Origin of the sequence: Bacteroides sp. 1_1_14, assembly GCF_000162515.1 — a bacterium.
Taxonomy (GTDB): domain Bacteria; phylum Bacteroidota; class Bacteroidia; order Bacteroidales; family Bacteroidaceae; genus Bacteroides; species Bacteroides thetaiotaomicron.
This window is the reverse complement of the sequence record NZ_GG774706.1, coordinates 125,689-151,166: the sequence shown is the minus strand read 5'-3', so window position 1 is coordinate 151,166 and position 25,478 is coordinate 125,689. Positions and strand designations below refer to the sequence as shown.

The 25,478-nt window shown below is 44.9% G+C and carries 14 protein-coding genes; 11 read left to right on the top strand and 3 right to left on the bottom strand.

Annotated elements, in window-relative coordinates:
• Window positions 1-9: 9 nt before the first annotated feature.
• The 5 genes from HMPREF9007_RS11950 to HMPREF9007_RS11970 all read left to right on the top strand — a co-directional run bounded on the left by HMPREF9007_RS11950 (window position 10) and on the right by HMPREF9007_RS11970 (window position 9,895).
• Window positions 10-1,944 carry a RagB/SusD family nutrient uptake outer membrane protein gene (locus HMPREF9007_RS11950; protein WP_008761775.1) on the top strand — a complete coding sequence of 645 codons (1,935 nt, stop codon included), beginning with the start codon at window positions 10-12 and terminating at the stop codon, window positions 1,942-1,944.
• A 37-nt stretch (window positions 1,945-1,981) separates the two neighbouring features.
• Window positions 1,982-2,878, top strand: a complete 897-nt coding sequence (locus HMPREF9007_RS11955) for a DUF4959 domain-containing protein (RefSeq protein WP_008761774.1) — start codon at window positions 1,982-1,984, stop codon at window positions 2,876-2,878.
• A gap of 7 nt (window positions 2,879-2,885) precedes the next feature.
• A complete protein-coding gene (locus HMPREF9007_RS11960; RefSeq protein WP_032850413.1) occupies window positions 2,886-5,792 on the top strand; it encodes a M60 family metallopeptidase in 2,907 nt (968 codons plus the stop codon).
• Window positions 5,793-5,978: 186 nt separating this feature from the next.
• A complete protein-coding gene (locus HMPREF9007_RS11965) occupies window positions 5,979-8,795 on the top strand; it encodes a TonB-dependent receptor (protein ID WP_032850411.1) in 2,817 nt (938 codons plus the stop codon).
• A gap of 167 nt (window positions 8,796-8,962) precedes the next feature.
• The gene (locus tag HMPREF9007_RS11970) at window positions 8,963-9,895 is read left to right on the top strand and encodes a metallophosphoesterase (protein ID WP_008761771.1); all 933 of its coding nucleotides are present in this window, start codon (window positions 8,963-8,965) and stop codon (window positions 9,893-9,895) included.
• 156 nt (window positions 9,896-10,051) lie between these two features.
• On the opposite strand, the gene HMPREF9007_RS11975 is transcribed toward HMPREF9007_RS11970, so the two are convergent.
• On the bottom strand, window positions 10,052-11,902 hold the full coding sequence (locus HMPREF9007_RS11975; RefSeq protein WP_008761770.1) for a mechanosensitive ion channel family protein: 1,851 nt from the start codon (window positions 11,900-11,902) through the stop codon (window positions 10,052-10,054).
• Window positions 11,903-12,028: 126 nt separating this feature from the next.
• On the opposite strand from HMPREF9007_RS11975, the gene HMPREF9007_RS11980 reads away from it, so the two are divergent.
• Window positions 12,029-13,015 (top strand): calcium/sodium antiporter, encoded by a 987-nt coding sequence (locus tag HMPREF9007_RS11980; RefSeq protein ID WP_008761769.1) that lies wholly within the window; start codon window positions 12,029-12,031, stop codon window positions 13,013-13,015.
• 81 nt (window positions 13,016-13,096) lie between these two features.
• Here HMPREF9007_RS11980 and HMPREF9007_RS11985 read toward each other — a convergent pair whose 3' ends face one another.
• Window positions 13,097-14,665: a DUF4832 domain-containing protein gene (locus tag HMPREF9007_RS11985; protein ID WP_008761768.1), complete on the bottom strand. Its 1,569-nt coding sequence runs from the start codon at window positions 14,663-14,665 to the stop codon at window positions 13,097-13,099.
• A gap of 222 nt (window positions 14,666-14,887) precedes the next feature.
• Here HMPREF9007_RS11985 and HMPREF9007_RS11990 point away from each other — a divergent pair, with 222 nt between their 5' ends.
• From HMPREF9007_RS11990 to HMPREF9007_RS12000, 3 genes are all read left to right on the top strand, one after another.
• The gene (locus HMPREF9007_RS11990; RefSeq protein ID WP_008761767.1) at window positions 14,888-16,135 is read left to right on the top strand and encodes a DUF2264 domain-containing protein; all 1,248 of its coding nucleotides are present in this window, start codon (window positions 14,888-14,890) and stop codon (window positions 16,133-16,135) included.
• A gap of 145 nt (window positions 16,136-16,280) precedes the next feature.
• Window positions 16,281-17,486, top strand: a complete 1,206-nt coding sequence (locus HMPREF9007_RS11995) for an ATP-binding protein (protein WP_008761766.1) — start codon at window positions 16,281-16,283, stop codon at window positions 17,484-17,486.
• A 614-nt stretch (window positions 17,487-18,100) separates the two neighbouring features.
• The gene (locus HMPREF9007_RS12000) at window positions 18,101-19,018 is read left to right on the top strand and encodes an alkaline phosphatase (protein ID WP_008761765.1); all 918 of its coding nucleotides are present in this window, start codon (window positions 18,101-18,103) and stop codon (window positions 19,016-19,018) included.
• Between the two features lie 114 nt (window positions 19,019-19,132).
• Here HMPREF9007_RS12000 and HMPREF9007_RS12005 read toward each other — a convergent pair whose 3' ends face one another.
• Window positions 19,133-20,344, bottom strand: coding sequence for an ATP-binding protein (locus HMPREF9007_RS12005; RefSeq protein ID WP_008761764.1), 1,212 nt, complete (start codon window positions 20,342-20,344; stop codon window positions 19,133-19,135).
• 462 nt (window positions 20,345-20,806) lie between these two features.
• On the opposite strand from HMPREF9007_RS12005, the gene HMPREF9007_RS12010 reads away from it, so the two are divergent.
• Both HMPREF9007_RS12010 and HMPREF9007_RS12015 read left to right on the top strand, forming a co-directional pair.
• The gene (locus tag HMPREF9007_RS12010; protein WP_008761763.1) at window positions 20,807-22,216 is read left to right on the top strand and encodes a DUF4925 domain-containing protein; all 1,410 of its coding nucleotides are present in this window, start codon (window positions 20,807-20,809) and stop codon (window positions 22,214-22,216) included.
• 206 nt (window positions 22,217-22,422) lie between these two features.
• The gene (locus HMPREF9007_RS12015; protein WP_008761762.1) at window positions 22,423-25,476 is read left to right on the top strand and encodes a TonB-dependent receptor; all 3,054 of its coding nucleotides are present in this window, start codon (window positions 22,423-22,425) and stop codon (window positions 25,474-25,476) included.
• Window positions 25,477-25,478 lie beyond the last annotated feature (2 nt).

The window sequence follows — 25,478 nt, the reverse complement described above, 5'->3', positions numbered from 1 at the left end:
CTTAAAGATATGAAAAAGAATACACTATATCTATTTATCCTCTTATTGATTACAGGGCTGAATACTTCCTGTAACTATCTGGATATCGTTCCCGACGAAGCAGCCACGGAAAAGGATGCCTTTGCCAATCCCCGCGCTGCACTGCGATATTTATATTCCTGCTACGGATATCTGCCTCAGTCAAACATGGTTCAGTCATGTATGGACTTTACCGGTGACGAAACGATCAGCCCGTTTGCCGAAAGTTACGTAAAATTCGCTGAAGGTTCTTATGACTCAAGCAATACAATTATCAGTTATTGGAATACACTGTTTCAGGGAATACGTCAATGCTATTTGTTGAAAGAAAATATCCACTCCGTTCCTAAGATCAGCCAGGAGGAAGTCGATCTTTACACGGCAGAAGCCGACTTCCTGATCGCCTATTTCCACCTCCTTCTGATCAAATGTTACGGGCCGACCATTTTGGTAAAAGAACTTCCGGCACTCGACACTCCCGCAGAGAATATGCTTGGACGTCGTCCGTACGATGAATGTATCGACTGGGTTGCCGACTTACTTGACGATGCAGCCACCAGACTTCCTGCCACACGCAATAGTTCGGATTATGGGCGTGCCACGAGCGTCATTGCCAAAAGCTTAAAAGCACGTATGTTGCTTTATGCCGCTTCACCATTATTCAATGGGAACCCTGATTACACAGACTTTAAGAACCCGGACGGCGAACAGCTCATGTCGACCACTTATTCGGAAGAAAAATACAAACGTGCAGCAGATGCAACATGGGATGCTATTCAGGCAGCATTAGCGGCCGGTCACGAACTCTATATCGCCAATACTGCAAGTAGTGCTTATCCGGAACCGGCCAACCTGACAGAACGCACACTTCGTATGACTTTCATGGATAGCGAAAACTACAAAGAAGTCATCTTCCCCGAAACCCGCAAAGCTGGTGCTTATAGTATCCAACGTAAATCCATACCTTTCTTCCCCCGTGGCTCGTGGAATGGTATAGCCCCCACTATTACCATGCTCGACCGCTTCTACACAGTCAATGGATTGCCGATTGACGAAGATCCCGAATTCAATACAAACAATAAACTGGATATCGTGACCATCCCTGAAGGAACTACCTATGCCGAACCGGGGAAAAGAACATTATACATGAACATGAACCGCGAACCCCGATTCTATGCGTGGGTTGCATTTGAGAACGGTTATTATGAATGTCGTACAGACGATAAAAGATATGCTTATCACAAATTCTGGGGTGCTGAGCGTTCTGAAGGAGACAAGTGGTTGACCGGATTTCTGGCAACAGAAAACTGCGGTGTCAGAGCTGATGACGGAAAGATAGTCACTGCGGCACGCTCTCAGAACTACTCCAAAACAGGATACCTGAACAAAAAAGGTGTACACCCAGGGATACAAGCTACCGTTGGTACCCCCGGACCAACGGTAGAATATCCATGGCCTGTGATACGTCTCGCCGAACTCTACCTGAACTATGCCGAAGCCTGCGTAGGATACGGTAAAGAAGGCTATCCCAAAAAAGGAATGGCTTATCTGGACAAAGTACGCGAACGCGCCGGACTAAAACCGGTACTGGAAAGCTGGGCAAATGCCAAAGTTCCTTTGACAAGCTATGACGGCCAATGCGGTCCCGACGGCAGAGTGATGAAAATCGTCAGACAGGAACGTATGATCGAGCTTTATCAGGAGAATCATAATTTCTGGGACATCCGCCGCTGGAAAATGGGAGAAACTTATTTCAATGTCAAGGCACGTGGTCTGAACATCCTTGCCGAGACAATGGAAGACTTCGCCAAGATTGTGGAGATACAGGACAAGCGTACATTCGATGCACCCCGTCAGTATCTGATGCCTATTCCGGCAGGTGAAGTAAGCAAGAACCCGAACATGGTGCAGAATCCGGGCTACTAATCAATGATGAATAACAATTATTAAAAATAATCTGATCATGAAAAAGATACTTATAACGATATGTCTTATCGGAGGATTAGCCATGCTCTGGTCTTGCAGCGATGACAAAGATTCCTATCCGGTACCCAGCGACATCGAAAATCTAAAAGCGACTCCCGCTCCGGGACAGATTACCCTGAGCTGGACCAACCCTGCCGATGAAAACTTATATTATGTACAGATAGAATATACAATCGGAGCCACAGGAAAGTCATACAGAAAACAAGTCAGCCAATACGCCAGCGAATTGGTAATAGACAATCTGCTCCAAAAGTACGGTGAAATAGACTTTACTGTACAAGCCTTCAATCGTGGCAATACGGCAGGGCCCAGCCACCAAATAACGGCTCAGGCAGAAAAAGCCAACCCTACTTTCGGCACTCCCGTAAAGATAGATCTGGACTATAAGAAAATATGGACGAATGCTCCATTTCCTACCCGTCCGATAAAAGACCTGGTAGACGGAAATATAGCAACCTTCTTCCACTCGTGGTGGAGCTCACTAGTGGAAATGCCACATTATCTGGTAGTAGATTTAGGCGAAGAAGTCAGCGCTATTAAATTCCGTTCGACTAATACCAACCGTGCGAACGATAGTTCATGGAAAACGATCAACTTATATACAAGTGATAGTTATAATCCAGCAGAATGGTTTGATGGCGTCGAGAAAATTGATGGCAATACAGTGGATATCTCACAGGCAGGCACCCACAAGGAAACTACCTTAACAGGGCTTCCTAACGGAGTGAGCGAAGTGTATAACTCGGAGATAATTCCGCTGTCAAAACCTTCCCGCTATCTTTGGTTCGAAGTGACAGAGACCACGAAGGGAACCCCTTATTTTGCTTTAGGAGAACTAGAAATCTATCAATGTTCAATGGTCGTACTCGAATAAAAAAAGAATGAAGAAATATATACTGCTTTTCTTTCTATTATCGTTGCTGCCATGCCTGTCTACGGCATGCTCTGACGATGACGGCTCTTCAACCCCCAATTTAACCGTTGGAAAAGAGACAGTTGATTTCAATAGTGAGTCCGGTAGCCAGAATATAGCTGTCACTACCAATGTGGATACCTGGACAGTCAAATCAGATAAAAATTGGTGCCACCCGTCTGCAGACGGGATGGCACTGAAAATATCTGTAGACGAAAGTGACGAACGGTACGTGCGCAAAGCAACCGTTACCGTGATAGCTGCCGACCAGACAAAGACAATCACAGTACGCCAGTTGGGATACGAAGCAGCCATTCTGGTTGACCAGCCCAGCTTTGAGGTAGGTGTGATCGGTGGAGAAATCCAGTTTGACGTGACGACAAATGTAGAAGTAGCCATCACTTTGCCGGAATGGATTACCGAAAAACCTGCCAGCCGTGCACCGGCCACAGTCACCACCCCCCATAGATATATGGTGAAAGCAACCGGACTTGACAGTCAGCGTCATGGCAACATTGAAATAACAGAAGTATTACCGGCTATCGATCCTGATACGGAACAGGCAGAACCTGTAAGCGCATTCGTATTTGTTACCCAGAAAGGTCTCAACGAATTTGCCGAAGGCAACGGAGAAGACGTAAAAGGCGACATCAAGATCAAAATAGTAAGCGGAACGGCTTCTTCTTTTCAACCCGGCAGCAACATCGAAAAATCTTTTGACGGAGATTATTCGACACTTTATCATTCCAGTTGGAGTAATGGTGCAAGCAACTATTTCCCCATCACATTAACCTATAATTTTGAAACAGTCACAGATGTCGATTATTTGATATATCATCCGCGCAACAACGGAAATAATGGTAGATTTAAAGATACAGAAATACAATATTCAGCAGACGGTCACACATTCACAAAACTTATTGATAAGGATTTTCAAGGTTCGGCTACGGCAGGCAAAGTAACATTTGACCAAACGATACAGGCGAAGTCTTTCCGTTTCATCGTAAAGAGCGGTTCCGGCGACGGACAAGGATTTGCTTCATGTGCCGAAATGGAATTCTACGCAAAGAATCCTATGAACTTTGAATATTCAACTCTCTTCACCGATGCAAGTTGCAGTGAACTGAAGACCGGTATTACGGAAGATGACATAGCGAAGTGCGAATACCCGTTCTTTAAGAATATAGCCTACTATATGATCAAAGGCAAGTATCCTGCTGAATTCCGTATCAGCGAGTTCAAGGCATACCCCAATCCAGATATCCAGTCGGAAACCCACAAAACCAACCCTTACAGCCAGTTGGACAATCCGACCGGAATATCTGTCAAGGCAGGTGAAAACCTGATTGTGCTGGTGGGAGACACACACGGATATGACATCGGACTGCGGGTACAGAATCTGGATGCACCGGAGAATGACGGTTTTGGCGGAGTGACCTACTTACTGAATCAGGGAATCAACAAACTTACTATCAGCGAACAAGGACTGGTGTATGTGATGTATGTCACAAAAACGCTGGACGATCCGTCAGCGGCCCCAATCAAAATCCATTTTGCATCGGGAAAAGTGAACGGCTACTTCGACTCGCAAAATCCGGAGCATAACGGACGCTGGTCGGAACTGCTCAACAAAGCAACCAACCGGTATTTTGACGTACTGGGGAAATATGCCCACCTCACTTTCGAGACGAGTGACCTCCGGACGTACACAGGTTCCAAGGGAGATGAACTGATAGGCCTTTATGACAAGATCGTGTACAGCGAGCAGCAGTTGCTGGGATTGGAGAAATATGACAAGATGTTCAGAAACCGGATGTATCTGAATGTCATGTATAAGTCCTATATGTACGCTACGGCTTATCACACAGCCTACAACCGAACAACAATGAATGAAATCTGTAGTCCGGAAAAGCTGAAAACAAGCGCATGCTGGGGACCGGCACACGAGATAGGACATTGCAATCAGACTCGTCCGGGAGTATTATGGGGCGGCAACACGGAAGTGACAAACAACATCATGTCCGAATACATACAGACCACCATTTTCGGTCAGCCTTCCCGCATACAGGTCGAAGACATGGGAATCGCCTACCGAAACAGATACTCCAAAGCATGGAGTGGGATTATTGCCACCGGAAGCCCGCATGCTGACTTCCAAAATCTGGGAAAGAATAATGCCAATGATGTATTCTGTAAACTTGTTCCCTTCTGGCAACTGGAACTCTATTTCGGAAAAGTGCTGGGCAGGACTCCGTTGCAACAGGCAGACAAAGGAGGTTTTTATCCGGAGGTATATGAATACGCCCGCAATAAAGACTACACCGGAATGACTCACGGAGAGATTCAGCTTGACTTTGTATATGCCTGCTCCAAGATTTCCGGTATGAACTTACTCGACTTCTTCACTAAATGGGGATTCCTGACTCCGGTAGACAAAGAACTGGACGACTACGGGAAAAAGCAGCTGACCGTGACACAAGACATGATAGACGCTCTCAAACAGAAAGTGAACGCACTGGGAGGCACCCGTCCGGATGTCGCTCTAGAATACATCTCGGATAATACGTACGAACTGTATAAAACGAAACCCGCCATCATCAAAGGAGAGAATGCCACTCATGCTCCCAAGACATTTACGGTAGGTTCCGGTGATAATGCGGTGACTTACAACGGTGAGACCATCACGATCAAGAACTGGACCAATGTAGTGACGTACGAAGTGAAAGATGAAACCGGCAAATTCATCCTCATCTGCAGCGGCGAAAATGCCCCGTCGTCTGTAGATACATTCACCATTCCGGTTCGCTGGAAAGATGGTTTCCGGTTAAGCGCCGTTTCCGTTACGGGCGAACGTATCGACATTCCAATGAATTGATCGTATCTCAGATACATTCAAGATAACTTTTTATCGGGTTAGGTATCGAAGGGTGTCCGCAGGCGGGCGCCCTTCTTGCGTAACACAATCGTAGCATATTTGTTACGCGTTCTTCAATCAACTGTAAAAAGCAAGAAACGTCAAACCTCTACTTTTGCAGCAAATAATTAACGCACGCTAACATTTATGAAACGATTTCTCAGATTAGTCTCTTTGACTCTTTTAATCATGAGTACAAGCGGAAATACTTTTGCAGAGGAAAAAGTAAACGTAGCCCGACAGGGTACGATCCGCGGACGCATAGTAGACACTTCCAAGCAAATTCTTCCGGGAGCCTCCATCTACATCGAAAAACTACATACCGGAGTGACAAGCGACGTCAACGGTTATTATACATTCGCCAATCTCACACCGGGCACATACACCGTGAAAGTCAGCTACGTAGGCTACTCTCCAGTCGAAATGAAAATCACCATTCCGGCAGGAAAGACACTCGAAAAGGACGTAGTACTCAATGAAGGACTCGAACTGCAGGAAGTAGTGGTAGGCGGCGCCTTTCAGGGACAACGCCGTGCCATCAACTCACAAAAGAACAACCTCGGAATCACCAATGTCGTTTCAGCCGATCAGGTCGGAAAGTTCCCCGATTCCAATATCGGCGACGCTCTCAAACGTATCAACGGTATTAATGTACAATACGATCAGGGAGAAGCCCGCTTCGGACAAGTCCGCGGTACCTCCGCCGACCTCAGTTCCGTGACCATCAACGGCAACCGCCTCCCTTCTGCCGAAGGCGATACCCGTAATGTCCAGCTCGACCTCATCCCCGCCGACATGGTGCAGACAATCGAAGTGAACAAAGTCGTTACCTCGGATATGGACGGAGATGCCATCGGCGGCTCCATCAATCTGGTGACAAAAAGCACTCCTTACAAACGGATGTTCAGCGCCACAGCAGGAACCGGCTACAACTGGATCAGCCAGAAAGCACAGTTGAACTTAGGATTTACCTACGGCGACCGTTTCTTCAATGACAAACTGGGAATGATGGCCGCCATCTCTTATCAGAACGCTCCGTCAGGATCGGACGATGTGGAGTTTGAATATGACGTCAACAAAAAAGGCGAAGTAGTCATGGTGGAAGCACAGAAACGCCAGTACTACGTAACCCGCGAACGCCAAAGCTACTCACTGGCTTTCGACTACGACATCAACCCGAACCACCGGCTGACGCTGCAAGGTATCTACAACCGTCGCCACGACTGGGAAAACCGCTACCGCGTCACCTATAAGGATTTGGATAAGACAGGACTAGACGACGAAGGAGATATGCAGCAATCCGCCCAGATCGAGACAAAAGGAGGAACACCCGACAACAGAAATGCCCGTCTGGAATTACAACAGACAATGGACCTCAGTCTGAGCGGTGAACATCAGTTCGGAAAGCTGTCCGTCAACTGGGGAGCTTCCTACGCCCGTGCCAGCGAAGACCGTCCGAACGAAAGATACTTCAGCCTGAAACAGGACTTCCTCGGCTTTACCGTCGTAGATGCCGGCGACCGTTTCCCTTACGTGACTACGGACGTCAACTTGCACAACGGAGAAGCGGACGGCGAAAGGGGCAAATGGAAAGTGAAGGAACTAACCGAAAGCAATCAGGAGATCTACGAAAAAGACCTTAAGTTCAAAGTCGACTTCGAACTTCCGCTGACAAACGGCATCTATGGCAACAGCCTGCGGTTCGGAGCAAAATACGCCTCCAAGACCAAAGACCGCAACACCCTCTGCTATGATTACGCAGATGCGTACAAAGACACCTTCGACAAGGATTACATGAACAACCTCACCAGTCAGATTCGTGACGGATATATGCCGGGAAATCAATATAAGCCGACCGATTTCGTATCCAAAGAATACCTGGGTTCACTCGACCTCAGCAGTATGGAAGGCGAGCAGGTACTCGAAGAATCCTCCGGCAACTACCACGCCCGTGAGAACGTAACTTCCGCCTTCTTCCGCTTCGACCAAAACTTGGGAAAGAAGATAAAAATGATGGCAGGCTTACGCATGGAAGCCACCAACATCAAATACAACGGCTGGAACTGGAACGTAGCCGACGACAAAGACGAGACAGAAACCCTCGAACCTACCGGAAACCATAAGAACAGCTATGTCAACTGGCTCCCCAGCCTCTTGTTCAAATACGATGTGAACGACGACTTAAAGCTCCGCGCTTCGTTCACCGAGACACTGAGTCGTCCGAAATACTCCGCATTGATCCCCTGTGTCAACATCAACCGCAGCGACAACGAACTGGTGATGGGTAACTCCGACCTGACCCCGACCATCTCCTACAACTTCGACCTCAGCGCAGACTACTACTTCAAAAGTGTCGGTCTGATCAGCGCAGGTATCTTCTACAAGAAGATCAATGACTTTATCGTCGATCAGGTCATCGGTGACTACACCTATCAGAACAACGAATACAAGAAGTTCACCCAACCCAAAAACGCCGGCGACGCCGACCTGCTGGGCGTAGAACTGGCCTATCAACGCGACTTCGGCTTCATTGCTCCCGCACTGAAATGTATCGGTTTCTATGGTACGTACACCTACACTCACACCCAAGTGAACAACTTCAACTTCGAAGGTCGTGAGAACGAGAAAGACCTGTCCCTGCCAGGATCACCCGAACATACAGCCAATGCTTCCCTTTACTTCGAAAAGAAAGGTTTCAACGTACGCTTCTCCTACAACTACGCTTCGAGCTTCATCGACGAAATGGGAGAAGTGGCAGCCCTCGACCGTTACTATGACGCAGTGAGCTACATGGACCTGAACGCCAGCTACACCTTCGGCAAGAAGATAAAGACCACGTTCTATGCAGATGCCACCAACCTGCTGAACCAGCCTCTCCGTTACTATCAGGGAACCAAAGACCGCACCATGCAGGCGGAGTACTACGGTGTAAAGATTAATGCCGGCGTAAAAGTTAACTTCTGACAGTGCACAAAGAGAAAACACCCGTTCCTAAGAATGGAATACCCCGTTGGTTTTAAAGGAACGGGGTCTTGGTTTTAAACCAACGCCTCCTTCCTTTAAAACCAAAAAAACAGAGAATTTCAGTCTTTCAATAACGACAATTATAAACAACTAATAATCAATATAATATGAAGATAAAAAGCTTATTCATTCTTCTTTTCCTTTCCGTCTTTACATTCGCCCAAGCACAGCTAACGGATTATTCCATCTTTGACAAGAAGTTTAACTTCTATGTAGCCAATGATTTAGGCCGCAACGGCTACTATGACCAAAAGCCAATCGCCGAACTGATGGGCACAATGGGCGAAGAGATAGGCCCCGAATTTGTATTAGCCACCGGAGACGTTCATCACTTCGACGGAGTGCGCAGCGTGAACGACCCTTTGTGGATGACCAACTACGAGCTTATCTACTCCCACCCCGAACTGATGATCGACTGGTTCTCCATTTTAGGCAACCACGAATACCGCGGAAGCACTCAGGCAGTATTGGACTACACGAACATCAGCCGCCGCTGGTCGATGCCCGACCGTTATTACACCAAGGTATTCGAAGAAAAAGGAGTTACTATCCGCATCGTCTGGATAGACACCACTCCGCTGATTGATAAATACCGCAATGAAAGCGATAAATATCCGGATGCCTGCAAGCAAGACATCAGCAAACAGCTGTCATGGCTGGAATCAGTGCTGGCAAGTGCCAAGGAAGACTGGATCATCGTAGCCGGCCATCACCCCATCTATGCCTATACCCCAAAAGAGGAAAGCGAGCGGCTTGATATGCAGAAACGCGTAGACAGCATCCTGCGCAAGCACAAAGTAGATATGTACATCTGCGGTCATATCCACAACTTCCAGCATATCCGTGTGCCGGGAAGTGATATTGACTATGTGGTCAACTCCGCCGCCTCCCTCGCACGCAAGGTAGAACCCATCGAAGGTACAAAATTCTGTAGCCCCGAACCGGGTTTCTCCGTTTGCTCTATCGACAAGAAAGAGCTTAACCTGCGTATGATAGATAAAAAGGGAAATGTACTTTATACAGTGACCCGAAAGAAATAAGTTCTCTATTAAAGAAAGAAATTCTACTCTCAGAAAAAACACACACGACAAAGGGCGTCTCCTTCGCGATGAAGGGGGCGTCCTGATTTATTATAGTAATCCTTTGCCCCGACAGATGCAAAGAAAATCACAAGCTCATTAAGTAATGAGCTTATATTACTCTGATTGGTTACTCTGATTAGCAGTATCCGCAGGGTTACTCTTACTCAGATCATCCTTCGGCATAGTTGTGGCGTTCCCGTCACGGACAGCCATGTAATGCGGAGACATAATCTCAATTCCTGCCTCATTAAACTTATCCTGAATAGTCTGATGCAAATCAGAATAAATCTGAGACATCTTATGCGCCTCCTTGATATAAGCATTGATCTGATACACCGGATACCAGTCACTCAACGAAGTCTCCAGCACAAACGGGCGCGGATCATCCACTACTCCGGGCGTATTCAACGCAGCATCAATCAGTATCTGATTGACCTGGCGCCAGGGAACATCATAACCGATGGATACCTCCGAATGGATAATCAAGCCATACTCCCGTGCCGATGTACTATAATTCACGGTATGCGAAGACATGATAAAAGAGTTGGGCACCGTCACCACCTCATTTTTCGGAGTGCGGATACGGGTGACAAGCGGCGTCTTCTCTATGATATCGCCGGTAGTATCGTTCAGCTTAATCCGGTCGCCCATCTTGAACGGGCGCATATAAGTAATCACCAGTCCGGCAATAATATTTCCGATAACGGTACTTGATCCGAGCGAGACTATCAATCCGACAAAGACCGAAATTCCCTGGAATACACCGGATTGGGAACCCGGCAAATAAGGGTAAATCATCGCGATCATAAATGCGTAGAGCAGGAACCGGACAATGTGGAAGGTCGGCATTGCCCAATCCGGATAGAAGCCGTTGAATTTGAGACGCCCCGCTTCTATCTCACGTGCCAGATAAAGTACCAGACGCACCAGATACCTCACCGCGTACCAGATAACAACAATCGTAAACAGATTGGGAATATAGTCTATAATATCCACAAAGATTTTCCGAATCGGATTCCAGATATAACCCAGCAAGCGGTATGCCAGTCCTTCGGTCTGCGGGAAGATGATAAAAATCAAAGGGACAGTGATCAACAATTGTATCCCCATTAAAATATAACGCCCGATGCCTGCCAAAAAAACTAACAGATTAGCCTGCTTCTGAGCATCCAGCAACTCATATCCCTGAATAGACACAGGCTTTATTTTCGTATCTTTCAGACGCAGGATGCGCACTTTCAGTTTGCGAAATGCCCAGTTGGTCAGACGGAAAAGGAGATACTGACCGACAATCACCAGCAGAAAATAAAGGATACGCTTCGCCATTCGCCAAATGCTGTGCTCTGCTTTCATCTCATGCAGTTTAGTGATTACATTTTGTCGCCTCTCTTTGGCAAGGGAGTCACGGGAGACTCCTTCCCACAAAGCATCCTGGTCAGTAAGGGACAGCAGTACTTTGTTGCCGTACATAAGGTCGGACACAATATCCGAATGGTCGATGGAAACGGAATCGGGACGGAGATTAAAACGCTTTCCTATCTCTTCGATAGCGGCACCGGTCATCTGTGCCCGTTGCTGGGGAGTGTATCCGCCGCGTTTTGTAAAAAGATAAAACAGGGTATCCCCTTCGGCAACTACCGGTATTCCTTTCGTAAATTGACGCAGGGAGTCGATACGCTGCCGTTGCTGGGATAATTTCACCGAATCGGCAGCCATTGTCTGAAGCCTCATCTGCTCCATCTCCATACGCATATTGGCTTCATTGAGCCGGGCTTCTTCCAGTGATTTCTGCAGATTTGCCACACGGGCAGAATCAGAATCCCGGCGTAAAGAAGTTGGATGCGTTGCTACTGTATCTCCGGCGAAAATCTTCTTGACTGCCTGCTCCAGTTGCGCCTGTACATTCACTGCAAGGGAAGCCATTATGAGCAGTAATGCAAACCGTTTTATCTTTTTCATATCCATATAGAATGATTCCAAGTTAGGTGAATTAACTCTAATTTCACTTTTTAATAAACATGGCAAACATACGGATTGTTTTTGACATTACAATTCCCTAAATGATTATCTTTGCCCCAAAAGAGAAAAATTATGAATATACTATTACTTATCGGAGGATTAATTCTCATTTTACTAGGAGCTAACGGACTGACAGACGGTGCCGCTTCCGTAGCCAAACGTTTCCGCATACCTTCCATCGTTATCGGACTGACCATTATCGCTTTCGGCACGTCCGCTCCGGAACTGACGGTGAGTGTCGCTTCAGCCCTGAAAGGAAGCGCGGACATTGCCATAGGTAATGTAGTGGGAAGTAACATATTCAATACGCTGATGATCGTGGGATGTACGGCACTGTTCGCTCCGATTGTCATCACCCGGAACACTTTACGAAAAGAGATACCGCTCTGTATCCTTTCTTCTGTGGTGTTGCTGATATGCGCCAATGACATATTCCTCGATAATGCCACAGAAAATATACTGAACAGAGTAGACGGTCTGCTTTTACTCTGCTTCTTCGCCATTTTCATGGGGTATACGTTTGCCATCGCTTTCCCAAAATCCTCCGCTGCACCGGAACCGGCAGCACCGGAGCACACGGCACCGGAAGAAGAGATCAAGCTGCTTTCGTGGTGGAAATCCATTCTCTATATCATTGGCGGACTGGCGGCACTCATCTATGGAGGTCAGCTGTTCGTCAACGGGGCTACAGGGATTGCCCGCAGCATGGGAGTCAGCGAATCCATTATCGGATTAACGCTGGTAGCCGGAGGAACTTCCCTGCCGGAGCTTGCCACTTCCATCGTAGCCGCACTGAAAAAGAATCCGGAAATGGCTATCGGAAATGTAATCGGCAGTAATCTCTTCAATATCTTCTTTGTATTGGGATGCAGCGCCAGTATCACTCCCCTCCATCTTAGCGGAATTACAAACTTCGATCTGTTCACATTGGTAGGTTCCAGCATTCTGCTCTGGCTGTTCGGGCTGTTCTTTGCCAAGCGGACCATTACACGGATAGAAGGAAGCATTATGATACTTTGCTATGTGGCGTATACGGTGGTGCTGATTTATAATTCTTAATAAAGTAATCCATACCCAACAATAAAAGGCTTCCGGTAATCATACCCGAAGCCTTTCACTTTTATCATAGAAACAAATCATTTATTCCACTCCAACCGCAGTCAATACATTCACGCCATACTTTCCATCCTCAGAAATCCACCAGTCCGTATCCCCATTGGCACAATGGATGGCATAACGAGGATTATATCTGAGTCTGTCCGATCCGTCCGGTATCCACAGACCTAACTTATAAGTTCCGGATGTCACCGAGGCAGGGAGTTCAAGAGATACATCCACTGTATGCGTCAGCGAAGTATAGGTAGAATCCTTTGGTTCGAATGGTTGCCAGTTCTTTGGATTGGCATCGGTCGGAAATTCCGTAACCTCTCCTGCATCATCAATCAATACGAAATAAACAGGATGTTCACCAAATACGGTGGCAAAACCTCTGTTCTTCAAGCTCAGTTTCAAGACGTTCTCCTTTCCACTCACGAATTTGGAAGGAAGCTGAAGTGATTGCAACTCAATCCGGTAACCCAAATGATCGCGTATATAATCGAACATATTGCGTTTTACCTTCGTTCCGTCTTTCTTCCGGAAGTAGCTGTCGGACACCGGCATATGATGCTGGTGGAGGGAGTCTTCCGTTATCATCGTTTTCTTCCAGACCACCATGGAGTATTCGGGCGGATTATTCTCATCGAACCGATTGTTGGGATGTTGCTCCTTATAATTATGTATGATGCTTAGTGAAGTATAATGCTGGAGGAATAAACGTCTCGCCGCCTGCATACCGTCAATAATCCATCCGGCAGAAGGACTGTCCGGATCAGCGCCCACGCTCCAGAATCCCCAGGGCAGTTCACCGTCTACCACGAGATAAGGAGATTCCGCCACTATCTGATCGAACTTCGGTGTCCCTTCGTGCATATCGGCATCCCATCTGTCGGGGCGTATGACAATGAAGTCATCATGGAAAGAAAGTCTCTTATAGAGTTCCGGTTTATCTTTCAGCAGGTTCTTAAATTCCGGGAGTCTGACTTGTACATTTCTCTCCGCAGGAACCACAGAAAGCAGTTTTTCCAATACGGCAGCCTTTGTCTCTTCCGAATTTTCCAGTCCCTGAACCGAACTGTGCCATTCGCCCCACGCGCCAATCATCCCGGCTTGTACGACCAGAATCAAGTCTTTATTTTTCTCCAGGAAAGGTTTTAGTTGATCCAAGTGCGCCAGTATCTGTTCGCCGGTAGGACCGACAGGCGACCGTCCCATAAAGTCCCGTTCGTAGGCAAAGCGCAATACGGCCTTTTTTCCTTGCTTTTGCAGTTCATCAAAATATGCCTGCATGGTCCGGAAGTTTTCTTCAGACAGTTCTTTACCTATTAAATAAGTCAGATAAAAGTAGCTCTGTGAGAGTGAAACACTATCTGCTATATACTTAGCAGACAATTCATTCAGTTCTTTGGTAGGAGTGTCCTTTTCGTACAGCACATCCACCGCAGTTTCCAACCGGAATCCTCTTCCCGGGTTGTATAATCCATTTTCTCCCTGCGGGTCATCTACACAGATTCCACGAAACTCCAGCGTCCGTTGACTATGACCGCATCCGCCTGCCAATAAAGCAAAGAGTGCAACTATCATGCTGCTACCTATCCAATTCCTTCTCATAGTAATAATTTTGTTTACCGGACAAATGTATAACAATTCCGATGACAAGCATTATTTACTGGACATTTTGTATAAGAAAGTATCAGTATCGGATAAATAACGCAAAAGTATTAGTTAATGCTAAGATTGTATTTGCCCTGCTATCGGAATAATTCTACCTTTGCCATACGCTTCGGCTATGGCTCCTTAGCTGAAGATTTAATCTTAAAAATAAGGCAATACATGAAAAGACTTCATTGGATCTTACTATTAATGATTCTGCTGATCCCGACAGAAAGTATCAGCGCCAAAAAGAAAACAGAGAAAAGCGATAGAGAAATCTGGTGCGATGTAATGTACCGGATGGCAGCTCCTGTATTGAGCAATATGAGCGAAGGCCTGCTGAAACAGAATATGCTCGTAGAATTAAGTCCGACATGGGACGGACGCGACAAGAACGTCACTTATATGGAATGCTTCGGGCGTCTGATGGCGGGACTGGCACCGTGGCTGTCATTGCCCGATGATGAAACTCCGGAAGGACTCCAACGCAAACAACTGCGGGAATGGGCATTGAAAAGCTACGTTCATGCAGTAGATCCCGCTTCCCCCGATTATCTGTTATGGCGTCAGGAGAATCAGACCTTGGTGGATGCCGCCTTCCTGGCAGAAAGTTTCCTGAGAAGTTATGATGCCTTATGGATGCCATTGGACAGTATCACCAAGCGGCGGTATATCACCGAATTTACGGATCTCAGACGGGTCGATCCTTCCTATAGCAACTGGCTGTTGTTCAGCGCTACTGTCGAATCCTTCCTTCGGAAAGCTGGAGCGCCCAGTGATACTTACCGCATCAGTTCCTCTCTGCGTAAGATAGAAGAATGGTACGTAGGTGACGGCTGGTATTCGGACGGCCCTCGTTTCGCATTCGACTATTACAATAGTTTCGTCATACATCCTATGTATATAGAAGCACTGGAGGTAATCACCGAAGCCGGCAAACGTGAGAAGATAGGAAATATGCCCGGCTGCAACTACCATGAAGCGATCAGACGTGCCCAACGATTCGGGGTAATCCTCGAACGCCTCATCTCTCCGGAAGGCACACTGCCTGTTTTCGGACGTTCTATCACTTACCGTACCGGCTCTTTGCAGACATTAGCCCTGCTTGCGTGGCGCAACTGGCTTCCCGTAGAACTATCAAACGGACAGGTACGCGCAGCCATGACGGCTGTCATCCGACGTATGTTCGGGGACGGACGCAACTTCAATACGGCAGGTTTTCTGACACTAGGATTCAACGGTTCCCAGCCCGGTATTTCCGATTATTACACTAATAACGGCAGCTTGTATATGGCATCGCTTGCTTTCCTCCCGCTAGGTCTGTCTGCCGATGATCCCTTTTGGACGGATGCTTCACAATCCTGGACTTCGAAAAAAGCATGGGAAGGAGAAGAGTTTCCGAAAGATCATTCTTATCATAAAAAATAAGTGAGAATCAGCGCCTTATAATAGTTTCCAGTGCGACTGGAAACTATTATCCATTCACACTGGAAGATAGTTTCCATTATGACTGGAAACTATTTGATAATATGGATATAAAAAGTTATATTTGTTGCATTAAAGAAGAAACGCCATGATACAAAAAGACTTTCTAAAAGAAATTATACGCCAACAAGAAATAAACTTGCATGCGAAAGAAGAAGGGATGATCAGAGACAGCCTCTGTACTTTACCTGATATTGATAACTATGCACTAATTGTATCCGGTGTACGCAGATGCGGAAAAAGCACTCTCCTTCACCAATTATTGAAAAAGAAGCACACAGAATCACTTTATATAAATTTCGATGATCCCCGTCTATATGATTTTGAGATATCTGACTTTCAGAAGTTAGATCAATTGATTGCAGAAGCAGGCAATAGAGTTCTGATGTTTGATGAAATACAAATCATTAAAGGTTGGGAGCGATATGTACGACAGAAGCTAGATGAAAATTTCAAAGTTTTCGTAACCGGCTCCAATGCATCCTTATTGAGCAAGGAACTGGGTACCAGCCTTACCGGACGTCATATTACAAGTGAACTATTCCCCTTCTCGTTCAAAGAATTCTGTAGATTCAAGGATATTGAACCTAATGAGCATACAACGAAGGAATACATGCAACTAGGCGGTTTCCCTGAATACCTAAAAAACCCTATTGAAGAAATACTCGCTAATTTACTGGATGATATCCTTATTCGGGATATCGCAGTACGCTATGGAATAAAAGATATTCGAGGACTTAAACGTTTGACCGTTTTTCTACTTTCCAATATTGGGAATCTCACATCCGCAAACAAACTAAGAGAACCTGCTGGTATTAATTCTACCACTACCATATTGGAATACCTTTCACACCTGGAACAAAGTTATTTGGTCAGCCTTGTCCCTATGTTCGACTATTCATTAAAGAAGCAGACCATCAACCCTAAAAAGATTTATGCCATAGACATGGGATTAGTCACCTCCAATGTAAACAGAATAAAAGGAGATGAAGGACACAAACTTGAAAATATGGTCTACAATACATTGCGGCTAAGATATAAAGACATATACTATCACAGGAGAGACAATGAATGTGACTTTATTACTCTTGAGAAAGGCGCCATTACCCAAGCAATCCAAGTCTGTATGGAGCTCAATGCAGACAACCAATCACGCGAATTTGACGGACTCATTGATGCATTGAAATTCTACAAACTCACTGAAGGATACATCATAACACTAAACCAAGAGGATGTATTTCAAATTGAGAATCTCAAAATCAAAGTAATACCTTATCATAAATGGCAGCTATAAAAACATATTGGATTAACCATCTTTATCATGTTTAATAAACCAGCTCTTGACTTTTCCTTTTTTATTTTGTATCTTTGAAGGTAGTAAAAAGAAGAAAAACAATATGAAACGTATAAAATATAAGACATAATAGCAGCCAATAAGGCATCTGTTTCCAACTATAAAGGAATTGGAAAGGGAGAAAATCAGCACTGATTTTCTCCCTTTTTGTTTATATAATTCCAAGGTTACTCAGAAATTTCCAAAAAATAGTTTTTAATAAACTTGGATACCGTTTATAATAAACCTTTCAACTATTTATTAAAAACGCTCAAACGGTTTATTATAAAACTGTAAGGATATTATTGCAACCAAGCTGAAAGAATATTCATAGTTGAACAGAACAGTTATTAAAACGATCAATATTATATACAAAAAGACAAACGACATAATTTGACAATGAAGAAAACAATGCCAAGCAAAAGACAGAGTTTCAAAAGAAATACCATAAAAGTATTAGTCTCTGCTAATATTATATTTGTCTCCCCCTCAAAATAATCCTACCTTTGCTCATCATTAGTTATGGCCTTTGATTATATAACGAATAAAACATTAACCCTATAAATAACAATATCATGAATAAACAAACCTTTTTAACACTACTTGCTACATTCGCACTCCTCTTCAGTTTCACTTTCTCCTGCCATGCCAAAGGAAAAGATAAAGCTAAACATGTTGTTTTCATCGGTTTGGACGGTTGGGGAGCCTACAGCCTTCCCAAAGCAGATATGCCGAACGTAAAGAAACTGATGGAGGACGGAGCCTACACACTGAAAAAGCGTTCTGCCCTCCCCTCTTCCAGCGCCATCAACTGGGCATCCATGTTTATGGGAGCCGGACCGGAACTTCACGGATACACCGAATGGGGATCTAAAACACCGGAACTTCCCTCACGCGTATTAAATAAGAATGGTATCTTCCCTACTGTTTTTCAATTACTGCGCGATGCCCGCCCGGAAGCGGAAATCGGCTGCCTGTATGAGTGGGAAGGAATTAAATATTTAGTAGATACGCTGTCTTTAAGTTATCACTATCATGTTGCCGACTGCAACAAGACTCCGAAAGAACTGGGCAATATGGCTTCTTCTTATATAAAGGAGAAACACCCCGCTCTTGTTGCCATCTGCTATGACGGCCCCGACCACACCGGACACACTGCCGGACACGACACACCGGAATATTATGAGAAACTTAAAGAACTGGATATGTATGTCGGCCAAATCGTTCAGGCGGTAAAAGACGCGGGACTGCTGGATGATACCATTTTCATATTAACTTCCGATCACGGAGGTATCGATAAAGGTCATGGCGGCAAAACAATGCAAGAAATGGAAACAGCTTTCATCATATCCGGCAAGAATATTAAGAAAGGACTCCGGTTTGACGATGTAAGCATGATGCAATACGATGTGGCGTCCACTATCGCCCGCATCTTTCATTTAGAACAACCACAAGTTTGGATAGGTAGACCCATGGAGATTGTTTTCAAATAATCATTTAGAATTATCAATAGGAAGGGAAAAGGAGAAGCTAGTTGTTTTAGCTTCTCCTTTGTAATTTATCTTTTAAGACTTATGATACAGACTGCATAAATACTGCACCCACCCTTACTTCCAACGAAGCAAAAACTTACGAACGGGCACCTGCTCGATGCCTTGATAGGAAACTCCTTCCACTTCATCCATGGTGACAACTATCTTGGGATAGTTATCCTGAATCGCCAACAGATTGCCAAACTCCCGTTCATGCGTTTTGGGGTCTATAACTGAATATGCAACTTGAACATACAGCTTTTCCCCATTACGTTCGGCTACAAAATCAACTTCCTTATCGCCATCTCTGCCTATATACAGCGCATATCCGCATACCAGCAAATGATGGCACACCACATTCTCCAGCACCTGTCCGATATCAGTCGCCCGGAAAGGACGAATCGCATTACGTATTCCTAAATCTTCAAAATAATATTTCTCTCCGATCTGGAATTGTTTCTTTCCCTGAATATCCATCGGACGGATTCTTCTTACAAAATAAGCACTATTCAAATAAGTAAGATATTCCAATATTGTTTTGGGCAACATATCTACCCTCTGTGATTTCAGATACTCACTTATTTTATTTGCTGAAAACAGATTCCCAATCGTGTCAGCCAAATAAACCGTCAGATCCTGCAATTGCCGTACATTCCTGATACTATATCTATTCACCACATCTTTCAATATAATTGTATTATAGATATTTCTCAGATACTCCATTATAAGGTGCTCTTCAAAAGGCAAACTGGCAAGATAAGGAAGCCCGCCGAACCGGTAAAAACGGCTAAACGCTTCAACGGAATCCTCCAGTTTATGAAACTCCAAAAATTCGGTATAGGTCAGACCGTATACTTTAAATTCAATATATCTACCACTCAGGAAAGTAGCCAGTTCACCCGAAAGCATGGTGGCATTACTTCCCGTACAATAGATGTCATAAGTGTTTTCCGCAAAGAAATGCCTCAGGGCCTTCTCAAAACCTTCAATATCTTGTATCTCATCAATAAACAGATAACACTTATCTTCCGCGCCCTTTCTTGTCGCAGACACATAATTTATCAAGTCGGCATAAGTTTTGATTTGATCAAACTCAAATAACTCCTTATTAATATAGATGATATCTGCTTCCGGAGAACCGTCACGAATGTCATCCATCAGTTGAAACAACAGATAGCTCTTCCCCACACGCCTTTGCCCAACAATCACCTTTATCATCTGTGTATCGACAAAAGGCTTTATACGTTGTACATACAACTCTCTTTTATAATATTCCGGCTTTCTCATCTTTATTTCTTATAAGTAACAGATTTAGCAAATATAGCATTTTTATTTCTTATAAGTAACAGATCGGGAAATTATAACGATTTTATTTCTTATAAGTAATAGGAATAGCGTTTTCACACCTGTTAATTACAGAATAATACTTGCATTAAAATCCATATCCTTCTACCTTTGCCCCCCAATAACACAACATCATACAACCTCAAAAATATAATGTATAGCGACAAATGAATATTATCCCCCTAAAAAACAATTTAAAATACACTGTATTAGTATTCTTAAAGAAGCAATCCGGGCTATTGAAATAGTATCAAAAAACTCTGATAGGACATTTATCCCTTCGTTTAATCAATTTGAAATGCAAAACGATAGAATTGTATTAGTATATGATAAAATACTACTTGTCTGACAGAGCAAAGCCAAGTAACTTTGCCACATATTTAAATATCAAAAAAATAACATGCAATGAAAAACAAACTATCTTATCTTATTGGAGTAGCGTGTCTATTAAGCTACACAGGTACATTTACTTCTTGCGTAAATGGTGTCGATGACGAATATCTTGAGCAGAAATTTACAGAGAGCGGTGAAACTGACAATGAAAGCGAAGAACTTCCCGATTTGAACGGTGATTATAGTATAGAAGGAGACTATGAGCTGGTAATGACTTGTAACGGTGAAGTACTTGAAGGAAAAAAAGTAGTTATGGCAGTGGACGAAACAAACGAATCGGCTTCTTTCACATTTGCAGCAGCGCAAACAGACCTAGAAACCGTAATCGCCACCGCGATCCCAGGTGGTATTGGCGGGCTGGTTTCAGGATGGGGACTCAAATACACCGGCAACAGTCCTATTCCGGGAGAAAAGGAAATCACTGTAACAAATGTTCCTCTATTTAAAAAGGGAACAAATTACATGTTTAAAGGCGACTACATCCAGCCAGGAATATTCAATATGAATTTTGTCGGTGAGATTGAAGGCGAAAAGATGACAATCGACATCAATTACATGCTAGAAAATCAAAAATTAGCCGGCACATGGAAAGTTGCAAATGCCAATCTCCAGACTTCTACCTCTTATGATTTATCTCCTTTATGGTTTGATTGGGATTCTAAAGTAAAAGTGAATGCAGGGAAGATCTATGGAATTATCCCAACCTTGCCAACCTATGGAAAAGTGATAGATACTTATCCGAACGATCTCATAAGAACAATTATCGTAGCAAGCGGAGTAATGCTTGGTGATATAATAGGAGCATCCATCGACATTGAAAACTTGGTAGTGAACATGCTGAATAGTGTCACAGCCCAACCGAACGGCGGTATGTATGCCATTTATTCATACAGCAATGACTTCACCAAGCCTCAATGGAGCGGTGAAGATGGCATGCCTCACAATGCTATGCGCTATTATTACGATCCGGAAAAACCGGATGAAAGGATTTACCTGGAATTGAACTCCGCTTTTCTTGTAAATCTTATCGAAAGCCTGGCAGCCCCCGCAGAGCCAGCTGCCCCCGGCACTCGTGCCGATCTTCGAGATACAGCCAGAGAGTTGATTGCATTATTAGTACCACTACTTGAAAAAGGTATTCCTTGTGAATATAAACTTGAGGGCGATAATCTATCGATCAATATTGACGGAATCGTACTAAGAAATATTCTTGTTAAATTGATAGCAGTAATTAATTCTGATGAAGCGAAAGGAATAGTTGATGGAGTTATTGCCGGTTTAGGAGATTTCAAAACTAATGTAGAATCGGTACTGGAAACTCTTCCTGAAGCATTGATATATCAAACCTATGACAGAACAACCAAACAAGGAACAGGTGAATGTGGTCCTGTGAAACTTGGTCTGAAATTTACCAAAAAATAACACCAAACAAGGAAAAAGGCACTTTCAGGGAACATCACTATTATTGAAGAAAGAAAATGAAAAGGAGAGAGTATATTGATTCTCTCCACATTTTCAAACTGCATCTTACCGACCGACAGATAGAAATGAATGCCGGTCAGGAAATGAACGTGAATCACTTTGTAAAAGCCCCTTAAAGAACAGCACATGTTTAATCCCCAAGTATTATGAAACAAAAATTCTATTTATTCTTTATATTATGCCTTATTGCCCTTTCCGGATTTGCCCAGGAATTAAAGGTAACGGGTGTAGTAACAGAGGCCTCGACCAATGAGCCGATGCCCGGAGTTACTGTCCAGGTGAAAGGAACCACCAACGGCACTATCACAAACTTAGATGGTCAATACACCATTCAGACGAAGATGAATGACATACTTGTCTTCTCTACTATAGGAATGAAAACAGTTGAAAGAAAAGTATCTTCCAACTCCCCCATCAACCTCTCAATGGCAGAAGACAATGTACAACTGGATCAGGTGGTAGTTATCGGCTACGGTACGGTAAAGAAAAGCCATCTCTCGGGAGCAGTCAGTTCCGTAGGAACGAAAGAACTGGACGGAGACATCGCAACTTCCGCCGCCGGTGCACTACAAGGAAAGATTGCAGGTGTATCCGTAATGAGTTCAAGCGGCAACCCGAACGACGGAACTACAATCAACGTTCGCGGTATCAGCTCTTTATCCAACAATGCCCCGCTATTTGTTGTTGACGGTGCATTCGGTGATATCAATATGGTAGACCCTAACGATATCCAATCTATTGAAGTATTGAAAGACGCAGCTGCGGCTGCTATCTACGGCTCCCGTGCAGCAGGCGGTGTAGTATTGATTACTACCAAAGGCGGTCGCAAGGAAATGCCGACCAAGGTAGATGTAAACTTCTTCACGGGCGTTCAGCAGAACCCTAAAAAACTGAATGTACTGAATGGCGAGGAATACAGCCGTTTCGCACGCTACTACGGCCTTGCCGCCGATGGTTACGGTGCAGAAACAGATGCAGTGCCCTATACCGGTGAAGGTACGGACTGGCAGGATGTCATGCTGAACACAGCTATGGTGTACAAAGCAAACGTAGCTGTCACAGGCGGGTCAAAAAATGCATCATTCAGTGCATCCGGCGGTTATCTGAACAAAGACGGCATCATGCGCAACAGCAGCCATGAATCTTACAACATCCGGTTGAAAAGTGACTTCAGCTTCCTCAACAATCGTGTCACTGTAGGCGAATCATTCATCCTCCGCATGGCAGAAGGCAAGGGCGGTACAGATCAGGATACGATGAACGGATTGCTGCGTTTCCCCAGTGTTATTCCTATCTTCGACTCGGAAAATGCTACAGGATGGGGTACATCTGCGGACATCAACCTACCGAACCCATACGCCATCTCTGAAATTAATGATATAACAAGCGAAAACACACAAATCTTCCTGAATGCTTATCTTCAGGCTGAAATCATCAACGGACTGAAATACAAGTTGAACTTAGGCCTGAGAAGAAATCACACGAAAAACCGTAATTATACCGGTGTATATGATCTGGGTACGTATGGTGTCAATGAACAACCCGACCTATCTGAGAGTTTCTCCAGCTTCGACTCATGGGTGCTTGAGCACACATTGAACTACGACCGTACTTTCGGCAAGCATACAGTGTCGGGAATGGTAGGTTATTCCGCACAGAAAGACAAGAGTTACGGACTGAACGGCAGCAACTCCGACCTTCCGAAATTTATCGACACAATGACCGGCAACGTCACTACCATGAAATCCAGCAGCTCCATATACGAACAAGCACTGGTTTCTCTTTTCGGACGTGTAATGTACTCATACGACGACCGTTATTTGTTCTCCGCTTCTATCCGTCGTGACGGTTCGTCACGTTTCAAAGACGGACACCGTTTCGGCAACTTCCCTTCGGTATCTGTGGGATGGAACATCAATCGTGAGAAGTTCTTCCGCCCGCTGGAGGATATCTTCGACCAAGTGAAACTGCGCTTAAGCTACGGTAAGCTGGGTAATCAGGAAATGGACAGCTATTATCCTACACTGAGTGTGGTAAGCGACGGCATGAACTACCTGCAAGGCAACTCCATATGGTTCGGGAAAATTCCTTTTGTAAACGCTGTATCACCGGAAAACCTGACATGGGAAAATACGGAAACTTACAATGTCGGTCTGGATGTAACCTTACTGAACGGAAAACTGGCACTGACAGCAGATGCCTATATCAAAAACACCAATAATGTATTGCTGCCGATTCCATACGCTTCTTCTACCGGTATCAGCGGCCTCTCCATTCAGAATGCAGGACAGGTACAGAACAAGGGTATCGAAGTTTCCGCCACATGGCGCAGCTCTATCGGCGACAAAGCAAACTACTACATCGGCGCCAACCTGAACACGGCAAACAACAAGGTTACCGAAATTAACGCCGGTGGAAAATACATGTCTATCTCCGGTTACTCGGCTCATGGAGCAGGCGGACGCGGCATCAACATGTTCAAGAAAGGACACTCCATGTCATACTTCAACCTGATCGAAACAGACGGTATCTTTCGCAGCATGGAAGAAATCGAAAACTACAAAAACAGAAAAGGTGAATTGATTCAACCGGGTGCGCAGGTAGGCGACATACGCTACAAAGACTGGAACGGCGACGGAAAGATCGACACGAACGACCAGCACGACGTGGGCAGCCCCCTTCCTAACTTTACCTTCGGGCTAAGACTGGGCGGTGACTGGAACAACTTCGACCTCAACATCTTTATCGACGGTGTGGCAGGCAACAAGATTTATAACTATCCGCGCTATTGCCTCGAATCGGGTGCATTCAACGGTAACTTAAGCACAAACGTTGCCAACTCATGGAGACCGGATAATCCGAACACCGACATGCCCCGTTTCTCGAAGGTAGACGACACGGACAACAAGTTGGCTTATACCGACAGATGGCTGGAAGACGGCTCTTATGTACGACTGAAAACGATAGACCTTGGTTATACCTTCCCCAAACAATGGCTGCAGAAAGCAATGATCCAGAACCTGCGTCTCTACGTATCGATGGAAAACCTGTTCACCCTGACCAAGTATACCGGCTATACTCCCGACCTGGGCGAAAGTTCTTCGACCGGTGTGAGCTATAATGTTTTCTCAAGAGGAATCGACCAGGGACGTTACCCTATTCCGCGTACGTTCTCCTTCGGAATCCAGTTAGGATTATAACA